Here is a 15044-nt window from a genome sequence, read left to right as displayed (position 1 = left end):
CCAGCGTACGGTAACGCTTAAAACTGCTCCTCCTTCAACGCCATCACCGCTTCGGGACCTGCGACGATCGCCGCCAGCAGGCTGTCGCAGCGCGGCAACAGCTGCTCGCAGTAGAACCGGGCGGTAACCTGCTTGGCACGTAAGAAGTCGGCATCCCCCTCGCCCGCCTGCAGCAACTCGCCGGCCCGCTGGGCGGCATTCAGCATCTGCCAGCCACCGCACAGGTAGCCCAGCAGCATCAGCAGCGGAACGCTCGCGGCGCCGGCCGCCTGCGGGTTTTCAGCAGCCGCACTCAGCAACCACTGACCGGCCTGGCGGGCCTGCTGCAAAGCCCGGCTGACGCGCTGTCTGAGCGGTTCCAGCGATTTGTCTGCAACCTGCAGGTCCGCATCGATCTCGTCCAGCAGCGCGACCAGTGCCGCGCCCCGGTCAGCCAGGATCTTGCGACCGACCAGGTCCAGTGCCTGGATGCCGGTGGTACCTTCGTAGATGGTCAGGATGCGGGCGTCACGGTAGTACTGGGCGACGCCGGTCTCCTCGATATAGCCCATGCCGCCGTATACCTGGATCGCCAGGTAAGCGACCTCCTGGGCCAGTTCGGTCAGCCAGCCCTTGATGATCGGCGTATACAGTTCGACCCGCGCCTGATGCCGGTTCTGATCGGACGCCTCACCGACGTGGCGGGCCCGATCGACCTCGGCGGCGGCGACGTAGGCCAGCGCCCGCATCGCCTCCAGCGAGGCCTTCATCTGCATCAGCATCCGGCGCACGTCGGGGTGGTGGATGATGGTCAGCCGGCGGCCGTCCGGCAGCGTGCCCTGCAGACGTTCGCGGGCATAATCGCGCGCCTGCTGGTAGGCGCGCTCGGCCACCGACAGCCCCTGCAGGCCGACCGCCTGGCGGGCGCTGTTCATCATCGTGAACATGCAGGCCAGGCCGGCATTCGGTTCACCCACCAGGTAGCCGAGCGCCCCCCCGCCGTCGCCGTAGTTCATCACGCAGGTCGGGCTACCGTGGATCCCCAGCTTATGTTCCAGCGCACTGGCCTGCAGATCATTTAGCTCGGTGAAGCCACCCTGTTCATCCGGCAGGAATTTGGGTACCAGAAACAGCGAGATCCCCTTCACCCCGGCCGGCGCGTCGGGCAACCGGGCCAGCACCAGGTGGACGATGTTGTCGGTCATCCGGTGGTCACCCCAGGTGATGAAGATTTTCTGGCCGCTGAGCCGGTAGTGGTCACCTTCCGGTACCGCGCGGGTCTTGATCGCCGCCAGGTCGGAACCGGCATCCGGTTCGGTCAGGTTCATGGTGGCGACCCATTCACCGCTGACCAGCATCGGCAGGTAGGTTTGCTTCAGAGTGTCGCTGCCGTGGTACTGCAGCGCCTCGATCGCCCCCTGGGTCAGCAGCGGGCAGAGCGACCAGGCCAGGTTGGCGGACTGCCAGATCTCATTGACCGCGGTGGACAGCACATTGGGTAATCCCTGGCCGCCGTACCGTGGGTCGCCGGCCAGCGCCGGCCAGCCCGCATCGCGGAACTGGCGATAGAGCTCGGCGAAGCCGGCGGTCTCTTCAACCCCCTGCTCGCCAAGCCGGGCCGGCTGGCGGTCACCCTGCACATTGCTGGGCGCCAACTGCTCGGCGCCGAAGCGGGCCGCTTCGTCCAGAATGGCGCTGACCAGCTCGTCGTTGACCTCGTCCAGACCGGCCTGCCGACAAAGCGCCTCCAGGCCGACCAGCTGCTGCAGTACGAACAGCGCGTCCTGCCGCGGAAACCGGTAATCGCTCATCGCCTAAACCTCCCGCCCGACCTGACCGGGCTGCACCTCGGATCTCTAGCTTCAAGCATTGACCCGGGACGGCCTACCGGCAATGACAAATGGCTGCTAACGAACGGGCAAAACCGGTCAGCGTCGATTGTCAGGAGACTTCACAGGGGGCGCTGCTGCCCTCCAGCTGCTTGCGATAGGCTTCGCTGCGGCGGTATTCGCCCGGCGTCAGGCCGGTCCATTTCTTGAACGAACGGAAGAACGCCGACGGTTCGTCGAAGCCCATCAGTCCCGCCACGTCGTTGATCGACAGCTGCACCGAGTTCATGTAGTTCAGGGCCGCCTCGCGCCGGCACTCGTCCTTGATCTTCTGGTAGGAGGTGCCCTCCTCCAGCAGGCGGCGCCGCAAGGTGGAGACCGACAGGTTCAGCGTCGTCGCCACCTCCTCGGCGCCGGGCAGCTCGCGACTGAAATCCTTGCCGATTAGCGCCACCACCTGCGCCTTCAGGCTCTTGTCGTCGTTGACCATGGCGATCAGCTGGTAGGGGGCGGTCTTCAGGAAGCTGCGCAGGCTTTGCTCGGTCTGCACAATCGGGTAATCCAGGTAGCGGGACGGAAACACGAAGGCGTTGTCGTGCTGGTCGAACTTCACCTCCGACTGGAACAGCATCCGATAGTGATCGACATCATCCGGCCGGCCAAAGGTGAAATAGGCCGCCTTCAACTCCAGCCGGGTTCCCAGCAGCCAGCTGACGAAGTGGTGCCACATCGACAGCGAGGTGCGGATGCGCGATGGCGGTTCATTGCGCAGGAACTGGTCGAAGTCGATCTCGGCGCTGTCGGTCGGCGCAAAGGAGACCTTGGCAAAGCGCCCCTTGCGCACCAGCATCGGCTTGACCTGGGCGCCGCGACAGATCTCGTGGAAGTCGCTGGCCCGGTAGATCGCCTTCTCCAGCGTCTTGCAGTGGATAATCGCGTGGCACATTATCCGGAAGGTACCGTTCGGCACCTTGCCACCGCTAAGCATGCCGAAGTACTCATCCTGGGCGATATACATCACCCGCTGATACAGCATGCCGAACTTGTCGGCCGGAAACTCGGTCTTCTGCTCGATCTCGTGCGGCGAGATGCCGACCCGTTCCAGCAGGTCGCCGGTATCGAACCCCTGCGCCTCGGCCTGGCTCAACAGGTTACGCACGTAACCGGTGGGGACTGTGATCTTTCGCTCCATCTTGTTGTTATTCTCCAGATCTGGACAGCCTTATTTATGACGGTTGCGAAACCGGGATGCAACCACGGGACCGGTTCGCAGGTCGCCAAGGCCGGAACAGTTTTGTTACTCAATCTGCGCGTAATTGTTATTGTGACTCCTTGGTTACCTGTCCAACATTATCTGTAACCGTTTCCCGCAGCATTGATCCAGGCTGTCCTGTGCGCTCTATACTACGCGACTGGAGCACGACATGACGTCTGGGCTCAATCTGCCAACCCGACAAAAATAACAACCCCAGGTGAACGAAATGGCAACAAAAAAACGGGCAGAATATTCTGGACGCCCACAAGCAAGGGGACCACGCCGCCTGCTACCCCTGGCGATCGCCGCCACGATCGCCAGCAGCAGCGCCCAGGCAGTGGAGTTCAATCTCGGCGACATCGAAGGACGCTTCGACTCGCAGCTCTCGGTCGGCGTCAGCTGGCGCGCGGAGGAGCGCGATCCGTCGCTGGTGGCGGTACCGAACGGCGGCACCAGCAAGGGGTCCGGCAGTTACGACGACGGCAACCTGAACTTCGATGACGGCGACACCTTCAGCCAGATTTTCAAGGGCGTGCACGACCTGGAGCTGCGCTACGACAACGTCGGCGCCTTCGTGCGCGGCAAATACTGGTACGACTTCGAACTGGAGGACGGCTCGCGGCCGCACGGCCATGCCAACAACGGCTACGTGCCCGGCGCCGGGCTGAATGACGACGGCTTCAACGATTTCGCCGAGTTCTCCGGCGTCGAGATCCTCGACGCCTATGTCTACGGCGAGTTCGACCTGGGCGACAAGCCGCTGGACCTGCGCCTCGGCCGCCAGGTGGTCAACTGGGGCGAGAGCACCTTCATCCAGGGCGGCATCAACTCGATCAACCCGTTCGACGTCAACGCCTTCCGCCGGCCCGGCGCCGAGATCAAGGAGGGGTTGCTGCCCAGCAACATGGCGTTCGCCTCGCTGGGGCTGACCGACAACCTGAGTGTCGAAGGTTTCTATCAGCTGGAGTGGGAACCGACCGCCATCGACGGTTGCGGCACCTACTTCTCGACCTCCGATTTCACCGCCGAAGGTTGTAACGGCATCCGTATCTCCTCGGCCAACCTGCCGGGCAGCAGCACCTCCGGCGACCAGATCTACTTCAACGCCCTGTCCGGCGTGCTGGGCTTCGACCCGGTGGTACGGCGCAACGCCGACGGCCGCCGCGAGGCGGACGACGACAACCAGTTCGGCCTGGCGTTCCGTTACTTCGCCGAGCAGCTGAACAACACCGAGTTCGGCTTCTACTTCGCCAAGTACCACAGCCGGTTGCCGCTGATCTCCGGGGTCAAGACCCCAATCGATCCGACCCTGCTGGTCGCCGCCGGGGTGGACCCGAGCGTGGCGCCGACGGTGGCGGCGTTCAGCAGCACCTACTTCATCGAGTACCCGGAAGATATCGAGCTGTACGGCCTGAGCTGGAGCACCAATATCGGCGATGTGGCCTGGTCCGGCGAGTATAGCTACAAGAAGGATCAGCCGATCCAGATGAACGGGCCGATGCTGGTCGGCTCGATGCTGACCCTGGGTACCCAGCCGGGCAACCCGGCCAACGGCACCGTGGTGCCGATCGGTACCGCCGGTCTGGGCGCCGACATCCAGGGCTATACCGCCTTTGACGTCTCCCAGCTGCAGACCACCTTCATCAAGTTCATCGACCAGGTTTGGGGCGCCAGCCGGATGACCCTGATCGGCGAACTGGGCTGGACCCATATCCACGATTTCGACGAGAGCGAGAACGCGATCAAGTACGGTCGCAACGGCGTGTTCGGCTTTACCCCGGGCGACCAGGACGGCTTCGTCACCCAAAACTCCTGGGGCTACGTGTTGCGCGGCAAGCTTGAATACCCGAGCGCCTTCGCCGGCGTCAACCTGACGCCCGAAGTCAGCTTCAAGCACGGCGTGGACGGCTACGGCCCGCAGCCGGGCGCCGCCTTCAACGAAGACCAGAAATCGCTCAGTCTCAGCCTGACCGGCGATTACCTGAACCAGTACCGTGTGCAGCTGGCCTACACCAGCTTCTTTGGCGGCGACTTCAATGAGATTGAAGATCGCGACTTCGTTTCACTCAGTGCGTCCGTCTCATTCTGACGAACCGACCAGCTGGAGGATTTACCATGTTCAACAAGACACCTAGCTCCCTGCTGCTCGGCGCCGCACTGCTGCTGAGCACGCCGCTGGCGCTGGCGGCGGTTTCCGCCGAACAGGCGGCCGCCCTGGGCGATAAGCTGACCCCGGTCGGCGCCGAGAAAGCCGGCAATGCCGACGGCACCATTCCGGCCTGGACCGGCGGCCTGCCGGCGACCGACGACCGCTACCAGAACCCGTTCGCCGGCGAGCAGCCGCTGCTGACCATCAGCGCGCAGAACGCCGAACAGTATGCCGACAAGCTGACCCCGGGCCAGCTGGCGATGTTCAAGAAATACCCGGACAGCTTCCGGATGAACATCTATCCGACCCACCGCAGCGCGGCGATGCCGGATAATATCTACGCGGCAGCCAAGAAGAACGCCACCAGCGCCAAATTGACCGACGACGGCAACGGCCTGGTCGATTTTGACGAGGCGATCGCCTTCCCGATCCCGCAGAACGGCCTCGAGGTGATCTGGAACCATATGACCCGTTACCGCGGCGGTGCGCTGGAGCGTACCTTCGTACAGGTACCGGTGCAGGCCAACGGCGCCTTCACGCCGGTCAAGATCAACGAGAAGATGTCCTGGCCAAGTTACCTGGAAGGTGGCGCCGATCCGAAGAAGGACAGCAACATCCTGTTCTACTTCGTGCAGCAGGTACAGGCGCCGGCCCGCCTGACCGGTAACGTGCTGCTGGTACACGAGACCCTGAACCAGGTGGCCCAGCCGCGCCAGGCCTGGACCTACAACGCCGGCCAGCGCCGGGTACGCCGGGCACCGCAGATCGCCTACGATGCGCCGGGCACCGCCACCGATGGCCAACGTACCACCGACAACCTGGACCTGTTCAACGGTGCACCGGACCGTTACGAATGGAAGCTGGTAGGCAAGCAGGAGATGTACATCCCGTACAACAGCTTCAAGCTGGCCGATCGCGGCCTGAAGTACGAGCAGATCCTGCAGCAGGGCCATATCAACCCGGACCTGACCCGCTACGAGTTGCACCGGGTCTGGCAGGTGGAAGCCACATTGAAGGACGGCGCTCGCCATATCTACGGCAAGCGGGTGTTCTTCATCGACGAGGACAGCTGGCAGATCGCGGTGGTCGACCACTATGACGGCCGCGGCGAGCTGTGGCGGGTCGGCGAGGCCCACGCCTTCCCGTACCGCGATGCCCAGGTGCCCTGGCTGGCCGCCGAAGCGCTGTACGACCTGCAGTCCGGTCGCTATCTGGTCGGCAGCCTGACCAACGAGGAGGGCAACGGCTTCGACTTCACCCAGCGTTTCGACCACAAGGACTTCACCCCGCAGGCGATCCGCCGACTGGGCAAGCGGTGATCTGAACATTCTGACGTAAGCCTCGCGCTGCGCCTGGCGCAGCGCAACAAATAGGGACAGGGTCCCGGGCAGACAAGCGCCCGGCCACTCTGTCCCTTTTCTATTTTTTGAGCCAGAAAGATGGTCGCCGCTGAAGAGGGTGTCGCAAAACGTAACGAGCGAAGGTGAGACAAGGCAAAAATCGGCGAAAAAGCGGAGTTTACGTGTTGTAAATGAGCATTTTGAGCCGATTTTTAACGCCGTATCACCGAGCGCAGTAGTTTTTCGACAGCCTCTGAAGTGCCTCCTACAAGGTACGTCCCGGTAGGAGGGGATTTATCCGCGACCAACGGCAGTCTCAGCGCCTTGATCGGTCGCGCGCGGAGCGTGCTGCTACGGAGCCCGGCTGTCGCCACGGGGAGCGCTTCAACGACCTGCCTCGAGATGAAAAGAGTGAAGTAATCAACCCGGCTCAACCGCGCTTTCAACTCGCGACTGCCGATAGGACGCCACCGCCCGGTTACGACCGGCCTCCTTGGCTTCGTAGAGCGCCTGGTCGGCCCGCTTGATCATCTGATCGAGCGGCTCTTCGCCGATCCGTTCGGCACCGCCCAGGCTGATGGTGAACGGGATCCGGTGACGGGTAACCCGCATCTCCACCATATGCCGACGCAACCGTTCCGCCATCCGCATCGCCTGGATCTCGGCGGTCATCGCCACGATCACCTTGTCACCGTTGTTATGGCCGTACTGGTCATTGATATGTTTGAAGTGGTCGATATCCACCATCAGCACGCTGAACGGCTGCTGGTGACGTTCGCAGTATTCCAGCCAGGTCTGGGCCTTCTCCTCCATACCACGCCGGTTCAGGAAGCTGGTCAACGGGTCGATCTCCGCCAGATGGCCGATGAACCGCACCATCCGGTACAGCTTGACCGCCACCAGCAGCAGCATCGCCATCACCAACGTGGCGACGATATGCGGCAGGCTGGCCGACCAGGCGGCTCTGCGCAGCTCTGCCTGTGGCAGGCGGTAAACCAGGCTCAGCTGGCCCGGCATCAGCGTGCGCTTCAACCAGTAGGCTTCTGCATGCTGCAGATAGCCGGAACTCTCGAGCTGCTCACTCGGCAGCTCTGCCCGTACACCCGGCGCGACAGCGTCCGAGTCGGAATCGGCCACCAGCAGGCCCTGTTCATCGACCAGCCACATCTCGCCGAGCCCGTCGGAAGACGACAGATGCTCGCGCAGATCGGCCACCGTCATATCGACGGCAACCACACCGCTGAAGCTCTGCTGCAGATAGACCGGCTGCGACAGAGTCACCATCGGTCCGCTACCGGCAGCGTCCTGGTACAGGCTGGTCATCGCCAGTTTGCGGCCGGGGTTGTTCTCCGGCATGGCCTGCAACCAGAGTTGTTGTTGATAGAAGGCGGGATCGAAGTGGAACTGGTGCAGCGGTACTCCCGGCGCCAGATAGAGGAACCGTCGGGCCGAGATGTAGTACACCCAGCTGCCGGATACGGCGCTTTCGACAATAGTGCGCATCAGGCCATCCAGCGCCAGCACGGCGTAGATCTCCTGCTTGTACGGCTCAGTCAGGCTCTGCACCGAGCCGATGCCGCTGAACGTGCCAATCTGGCGCCGGAAAACCTCCGGATGCAGATCCTGCTCCAGGCCATAGGCGCCGAACGTTGGATAGTTCTGGAAACGCAGCAGTGCCGGATGGTACAGCTGACCTTGGCTGGCAAGCTGCAGGTTGCTCTGCATCTGGGCTTGCAACGCATAAACACTGTTGCGTACCAGGTTAAGATGATCAACGAGATGGAACAGCCGGTCGTCGAACTCCGCCCGCTGCTGTTGGCGGATCTGCAGCCAAGCCCGGTGGTAGCTGTATACGGTCAGCACGCACGCGGCCACCACCACCACCACGATGGTCAATAGCGAGATTGAGAACCGATTTGCCTTGACTGCCATACCTGCTTTCATGCCCTGCAAACCCGACACCCCATCCCTGAGGCGGCAAGCGAACATTCTGGCAGCCCGGCCGGTAAAATCCCTGTCAATGCCCACATTGGTCGGGCAATTCCAGGCTACGCCATCACCATAAGCCGCGCAGACTCAGCTGTCATCTGTTATATCCGCCACAGTTGATATCCGTCATCCCGGCAACGATGTTGTTCGGATACGAAAAAGGCCCCCTATTGGGGGCCTAGCGGGTCAGCTGGCGAGGGCTTAGTTCAACCTCTCGAAGATGGTGGCGATCCCCTGGCCCATGCCGATACACATGGTCGCCAGGCCAAACTGGCCGTCATGCCGTTCCATCACGTTCAGCAGCGTGGTGGAGATACGGGTGCCGGAGCAGCCCAACGGGTGGCCCAGCGCGATGGCACCGCCGTTCAGGTTGACCTTGTCATCCATCTTGTCGAGCAGCTTGAGGTTCTTCAGGCAGGACAGTCCCTGCGCGGCGAAGGCTTCGTTCAGCTCGACATAATCGATATCGTCGATGGTCAGGCCGGCGCGCTTCAGCGCCTTCTGGGTCGCCGGTACCGGACCGTGGCCCATGATCGACGGATCGCAACCGGCCACTGCCATGCTGCGGATGCGGGCTCGCGGTTTACAGCCCAACTGCTCGGCCACGGCGGCCGACATCAGCAGCATACCGGAGGCGCCGTCGGAGAATGCCGACGAGGTCCCTGCGGTGACGGTGCCAACCTTCGGCACGAACACCGGCGGCAGCGCAGCCAGGGTCTCCACCGTGGTCTCCGGACGGATCACCTCGTCGGCACTCAGCAGCGACTTGAAGCCGTTCTCGTCGTGCCCCTCAACCGGGATGATCTCGTTGTCCCAGCGCCCTTCAACGGCCGCCTCATGGGCCAGCCGGTGCGAGCGGGCACCAAACTCATCCTGCATCTCGCGGCTGATGCCGTTCATCTTGCCGAGCATCTCGGCGGTGACACCCATCATCATCGCCGCCTTGGCGACCTGCTTGGACATCTGCGGGTTGACGTCGATGCCGTGCAAGATCGACAGGTGGCCCATATGCTCGACGCCACCGGCCAGGAACAGATCGCCGTTGCCGGTCATGATCGCCTGGGCGGCAGTGTGCAGCGCCGCCATCGACGAGCCGCACAGCCGGTTGATCGACTGGCCGGCCACCGAGTGCGGCAGACCCGCCAATACCGAAGCGTTACGGGCGATATTGAAGCCCTGCTCCTTGGTCTGGTTGACGCAGCCCCAGATCACGTCTTCGATCGCCGCCCCGTCGACCTGCGGGTTACGTGCCAGCAGCGCGTTCATCACCGCTGCCGACAGCGCCTCGGCGCGGACGTTGCGGAAGGAGCCGTTCTTCGATTTCCCCATCGGGGTCCGTACCGCATCGACGATCACTACGTCGTTAGGATTCAGACTCATACCCGTGTCTCCTTAGAAGTAGGTTTCGCCGTTGGCGGCCATCGCTTTCATCTTCTCGGTCGGCTGATACAGCGGGCCGAGGTCAGCGTACTTGGCTGCCATCTGACAGAAGTTGTCCAGTCCGATCTGATCCAGGTAGTGCAGCGCACCGCCACGGAACGGCGGGAAGCCGATGCCGTAGATCAGGCCCATATCCGCTTCAGCGGCGCTGTCGACGATGCCGTCTTCCAGGCAGCGCACGGTCTCGATGCAGAGCGGGATCATCATCCGTTCGATGATCTCCTCGTCACTGAACTCGCGGGCCGGACCGACCACGCCGTCCAGCAGCGCGAACACCTGATCATCGACCAGCTTCTTCGGCTTGCCCTTGCGGTCCTCTTCGTAGCGGTAGAAACCGACCTTGTTCTTCTGGCCGAAACGCTCCAGCTTGAACATCCGGTCGATCACGTTTTCGCCTTCATGCTCCATCCGGTCCGGGAAGCCGGCAGCCATCACCCGGTCCGCATGGTGCGCGGTATCGACCCCGACCACGTCCAGCAGGTAAGCCGGCCCCATCGGCCAGCCGAAGCGTTCCATTACCTTGTCGACCTGGCGGAAGTCGGCACCATCCTTCAACAGCGCGGCAAAACCGCCGAAATACGGGAACAGGATGCGGTTGACCAGGAAGCCTGGGCAGTCGTTAACCACGATCGGCGTCTTGCCCATCGCCTTGGCGTAGGCCACGGTGCGGGCGATGGCCTCCTCGGAGGTCTTCTCGCCGCGGATCACCTCGACCAGCGGCATCTTGTGCACCGGGTTGAAGAAGTGCATACCGCAGAAGTTTTCCGGTTTCTTCAGCGCCTTGGCCAGCTCGTTGATCGAGATGGTGGAGGTGTTGGAGGTGATGGTGGCGCCTTCCGGCAGCGCCTGTTCGACCTCGGCCAGTACCGCCTGCTTGATCTTCGGGTTCTCGACCACCGCCTCGACCACCAGGTCGACCGAGTTGAAATCACCGTAGCTCAGCGTCGGGGTGATCCGGTTCAGCACCTGCGCCATCTGGGTCGCGTCGATCCGCTTGCGCTTGAGCTGGCCGGCCAGCAGCTTGGTGGCCTCGTCCAGCCCCAGCTGCAGCGCCGGTTCGGCGATATCCTTCATCAGGATCGGCGTGCCCTTGGAGGCCGACTGGTAGGCGACGCCGCCGCCCATGATCCCAGCGCCCAGCACCGCCGCCTTGTTGACCGGCGCGGCCTTGGCCTCGTAGGCCTTGCTGATCTTCTTGATCTGCTGGTCTTTCAGGAACAGACCGACCAGCGCGCGGGTGACATCGTTCTTGGCCAGCTTGACGAAGCCCTTGGCTTCCACCGCGATCGCCTTGTCACGGCCCATGTTGGCGTGCTTCTGGATGGTCTTCAGCGCCGCCAGCGGCGCCGGGTAGTGCGGCCCGGCCTTGGCGCCGATCACGCCCTTGGCGGACTCGAACGCCATCATCTGCTCGATCTGGTTCAATTTGATCGGGCTCTGCTTCTCGTCGCGACGGGCCTGGTAGTCGAAGGTGCCGTCGATGCACTTGGCCAGCAGGTCGAGGCCGGCGTCACGCAGCTGCTCCGGCGCCACCACCGCATCCACCGCGCCCTCTTTCAGCGCCGCGTCAGCGCGCTTCTCGGCACCGCCGCAGATCCACTCGTTGGCGTTATCGACACCGATCAGCCGCGGCAGGCGGATGGTGCCGCCCCAGCCCGGGTAGATACCCAGTTTCACTTCCGGCAGGCCCACCTTGGCGCCCTGCGCCATCACCCGGTAGTCGGTCGCCAGGCAGAGCTCGAAGCCGCCGCCCAGCGCCAGCCCGTTGATCGCGGTGACGGTCGGGAACGGCAGATCCTCGATATTGCTGAACAGGCCGTTCAGCTCGACCAGGGCGGCGACGATCTCGTCTTCACCGTGGGCGAACATCTGCATGAATTCGGTGATATCGGCACCGACGATAAAACTGTCTTTGGCGCTGGAGATCAGCAGCCCTTTCACACCGTCGGTGGCTTTCAGCTTGGCGACCGCTTCGCGCAGTTCAGCCAGCGTGGCCTGGTTGAGTTTATTAACGGAATCGTCGCTGCTGTCGAACACCAGCTCGTAGAGACCGTTCTCAACTGCCGCAACGCGGATCGCTTTTCCTTCCATCAACATGGTCAGACTCCGTGGCAGAGTTGTTCTTGTTTGATCTGCATAAGGCCGATACAGAACCGTATCAGCGTTGTTAACCAGTCTAGTGAAGCCACCCGAATCAACAATGACAGCATCCGCCATTGTTGCTGACCGAAACGTTCAGGCCGCGACAGGGCTGCTTTTGGACAGCAAAATCCGGGTAACATTTGCGGTCATGGAGGGGCTTTATGCGGCGAACGGCGCAATTATTGTAGGGTCGGACCCGGCCGACCAAACGCCGACAGGCGTTTCAACCACCGGTGGCGGTGGCACCCCGGGTGGCGCCCTACAAAGCGCTCAAGCCAATACCAATGCTATTGAGAAAAACGCCCGGCGGGTGCCGGGCGTCTAGGGGGTGAGGCTAGGAGCCTGTCGGACTTAGCACTGACCTACTGCGGAAAATCGGATATTGGCCATCTTTTCCGATCGATTTCGTTAAATAGCTCGCTATTCGCCTCAATCGTTCGAAAAATCTGTCTCAATCCCGCTTTCCCTCGCTACGATCGGCCAAGCCCGACAGGCTCCGGAGTAAAACTCAGAGCTTCTGTTCCAGCTCCGGCAGTACCTCGAACAGGTCGGCGACCAGGCCGTAGTCGGCCACCTGGAAGATCGGCGCTTCCTCATCCTTGTTGATCGCCACGATCACCTTGGAGTCCTTCATACCGGCCAGGTGCTGGATCGCACCGGAGATGCCGACGGCGATATACAGTTCAGGCGCCACCATCTTGCCGGTCTGGCCGACCTGCATATCGTTCGGCACGAAGCCGGCATCGACCGCCGCACGGGAGGCGCCGACCGCTGCACCGAGCTTGTCGGCCAGTTTTTCCAGCAGCGCGAAGTTGTCGCCGCTGCCCATGCCACGGCCACCGGAGACCACCACCCGGGCGGCGGTCAGTTCCGGCCGGTCGCTCTTGGCCAGCTCTTCGCTGACGAAGCGGGACAGGCCGGCGTCGCAACGCTCGCCGATGGTCTCGATAGCGGCGTTACCGCCCTCGGCAGCGACCGCGTCGAAAGCGGTGCCGCGCACTGTCATCACCTTGACCGCGTCTTCGGACTGCACGGTGGCGATGGCGTTGCCGGCGTAGATCGGCCGCTTGAAGGTGTCCGGACTGACCACCGCGATCACCTCGGACAGCTGGTTGACGTCCAGCAGCGCCGCCACACGCGGCAGCAGGTTCTTTCCGGTGGTGGTCGCCGGTGCCAGGATATGGCCGTAGCCGGCCGCCACGCTGACCACCAGTCGGCTAACATTTTCCGCCAGCTGGTGCTCGTAAGCAGCGTCGTCCGCCAGCAGCACCTTGCCTACGCCGGCGATCTTGGCCGCCTGCTCGGCCACCGCCGCACAGCCGCTGCCGGCCACTAGTACGCTGATATCGCCGCCGATCTGGCTGGCCGCCGCCACCGTGGTCAGAGTCACCGGCTTCAGGGCGCTGTTGTCATGTTCCGCAATAACCAGAATGCTCATCGAAACGCCCTCCTCAAATTACTTTGGCTTCGTTTTTCAGCTTGTCGACCAGCTCGTCGACCGAACCGACCTTGATACCCGCCTGGCGCTCGGCCGGCGGTTCAACCTTCAGCAATTTGACCTTGCCAGCCACGCTGACGCCCAGTTCGTCCGGGGTCAGCACGTCCAGCGGCTTGCGCTTGGCTTTCATGATATTGGGCAGCGACGCGTAGCGCGGCTCGTTCAGGCGCAGGTCGGTGGTGACGATCGCCGGCAGTTGCAGATCAACCGTCTGCAGGCCGCCGTCGATCTCGCGGGTGACGTTGACTCGGCCGTCAGTCAATTCCATCGCAAAGGCGAAGGTGCCCTGCGGGTAGTCCAGCAGCGCCGCCAGCATTTGACCGGTCTGGTTGTTGTCGGAGTCGATCGCCTGCTTACCGAGGATGATCAGCCCCGGCTGCTCTTTCTTGACCACTTCGGCCAACAGTTTGGCCACCGACAGCGAGTCCGGGCCGTCTTCGGTGTCGACCCGGATCGCCCGGTCGGCACCCAGCGCCAGCGCGGTGCGCAGCTGTTCGTCGCAGCTCTTGCTGCCGATCGAGACCACCACGATTTCGTCGGCCTGGCCGGCTTCTTTCAGCCGCACCGCCTGCTCGACAGCGATCTCACAGAAGGGATTCATGGCCATCTTGACGTTGGCCAGATCAACGTCGGACTGGTCCGCCTTGACCCGGACCTTGACGTTGTAATCGATTACACGTTTTACCGCGACCAGTACTTTCATAACCGCCTCGTTATTGTTCGTTGTCAGGCTATGGCTTCATGGTAGCCCGGCGCCCCGATCTCTCAATAACAAAAATCCGCTTTTTGACTGGCAAAATTGTCCATTGGCGCCGGATAGCCCGATTTAAAAGCTGTCTAAGACAGCCGCTAGATGAACAGACGGGTAGAAAATCGTCATTGATGGTTATCAAATGAGGCCAGCGTTGAGCCGTAGCCGCCCGCAGTTTTATGGCCGCTTGGTACCGCAGGCATCCGGCCATTGATTTCAAAGGAACCATCGCCAGTCGCGGTCGGTACCCAAAGGGCATGCCAAGCCCGCTGCTACGGTAAGCAGGACTTCGTAGCAGCCCGCTCCGAGGGCGACAGACCACGGATTTCGAAACAACCGCCGCAGGTCGCGGTCGGAGCCCGCTGCTACGGTAAGCAGGGCTTCGTAGCAGCCCGCTCCGCAGGCGACAGACCACGGATTTCAAAAAAACGCCGCAGGTCGCGGTCGGAGCCCGCTGCTACGGTAAGCAGGGCTTCGTAGCAGCCCGCTCCGCGGGCGACAGACCACGGATTTCAAAAAAAACGCCGCAGGTCGCGGTCGGAGCCCGCTGCTACGGTAGGCAGGGCTTCGTAGCAGCCCGCTCCGAGGGCGACAGACCACGGATTTCAAAAAAAACGCCGCAGGTCGCGGTCGGAGCCCGCTGCTACGGTAGGCGGGGCTTCGTGCAGCCCG

Annotated in this window: 10 protein-coding genes; 3 read left to right on the top strand and 7 right to left on the bottom strand. The window is 62.7% G+C overall.

Annotation, left to right across the window (positions count from 1 at the left end):
- Positions 1 to 17 precede the first annotated feature (17 nt).
- Positions 18 to 1790, bottom strand: a complete 1773-nt coding sequence (locus tag K6T12_RS12830; RefSeq protein ID WP_222223124.1) for an acyl-CoA dehydrogenase — start codon at positions 1788 to 1790, stop codon at positions 18 to 20.
- A gap of 130 nt (positions 1791 to 1920) precedes the next feature.
- Entirely contained in the window at positions 1921 to 3000 is a 1080-nt protein-coding gene (locus K6T12_RS12825; protein ID WP_222223122.1) for an AraC family transcriptional regulator, read from the bottom strand.
- Positions 3001 to 3289: 289 nt separating this feature from the next.
- Between K6T12_RS12825 and K6T12_RS12820 the strand changes: the two genes are divergently transcribed.
- The gene (locus tag K6T12_RS12820) at positions 3290 to 5152 is read left to right on the top strand and encodes a DUF1302 domain-containing protein (protein WP_222223120.1); all 1863 of its coding nucleotides are present in this window, start codon (positions 3290 to 3292) and stop codon (positions 5150 to 5152) included.
- Positions 5153 to 5178: 26 nt separating this feature from the next.
- The gene (locus tag K6T12_RS12815; protein ID WP_222223118.1) at positions 5179 to 6531 is read left to right on the top strand and encodes a DUF1329 domain-containing protein; all 1353 of its coding nucleotides are present in this window, start codon (positions 5179 to 5181) and stop codon (positions 6529 to 6531) included.
- A 441-nt stretch (positions 6532 to 6972) separates the two neighbouring features.
- Here K6T12_RS12815 and K6T12_RS12810 read toward each other — a convergent pair whose 3' ends face one another.
- From K6T12_RS12810 to fadB, 3 genes are all read right to left on the bottom strand, one after another.
- Positions 6973 to 8484 (bottom strand): diguanylate cyclase, encoded by a 1512-nt coding sequence (locus K6T12_RS12810; protein WP_222223116.1) that lies wholly within the window; start codon positions 8482 to 8484, stop codon positions 6973 to 6975.
- Between the two features lie 258 nt (positions 8485 to 8742).
- Positions 8743 to 9921, bottom strand: coding sequence for an acetyl-CoA C-acyltransferase FadA (gene fadA / locus K6T12_RS12805; protein ID WP_222223114.1), 1179 nt, complete (start codon positions 9919 to 9921; stop codon positions 8743 to 8745).
- A 12-nt stretch (positions 9922 to 9933) separates the two neighbouring features.
- Positions 9934 to 12078 carry a fatty acid oxidation complex subunit alpha FadB gene (gene fadB, locus K6T12_RS12800; protein WP_222223112.1) on the bottom strand — a complete coding sequence of 715 codons (2145 nt, stop codon included), beginning with the start codon at positions 12076 to 12078 and terminating at the stop codon, positions 9934 to 9936.
- Between the two features lie 103 nt (positions 12079 to 12181).
- Between fadB and K6T12_RS12795 the strand changes: the two genes are divergently transcribed.
- Positions 12182 to 12448 carry a hypothetical protein gene (locus K6T12_RS12795; RefSeq protein ID WP_222223110.1) on the top strand — a complete coding sequence of 89 codons (267 nt, stop codon included), beginning with the start codon at positions 12182 to 12184 and terminating at the stop codon, positions 12446 to 12448.
- Between the two features lie 183 nt (positions 12449 to 12631).
- Here K6T12_RS12795 and K6T12_RS12790 read toward each other — a convergent pair whose 3' ends face one another.
- Both K6T12_RS12790 and K6T12_RS12785 read right to left on the bottom strand, forming a co-directional pair.
- Positions 12632 to 13561, bottom strand: a complete 930-nt coding sequence (locus K6T12_RS12790) for an electron transfer flavoprotein subunit alpha/FixB family protein (RefSeq protein WP_222223108.1) — start codon at positions 13559 to 13561, stop codon at positions 12632 to 12634.
- Between the two features lie 13 nt (positions 13562 to 13574).
- Positions 13575 to 14324, bottom strand: a complete 750-nt coding sequence (locus K6T12_RS12785) for an electron transfer flavoprotein subunit beta/FixA family protein (protein WP_222223106.1) — start codon at positions 14322 to 14324, stop codon at positions 13575 to 13577.
- Positions 14325 to 15044 lie beyond the last annotated feature (720 nt).

This window comes from Marinobacterium arenosum (genome assembly GCF_019795155.1).
In the GTDB taxonomy this organism is placed as follows: domain Bacteria; phylum Pseudomonadota; class Gammaproteobacteria; order Pseudomonadales; family Balneatricaceae; genus Marinobacterium_C; species Marinobacterium_C arenosum.
Note: the sequence above shows the minus strand (reverse complement) of the source record. Positions and strands in the feature narration are given on the sequence as shown.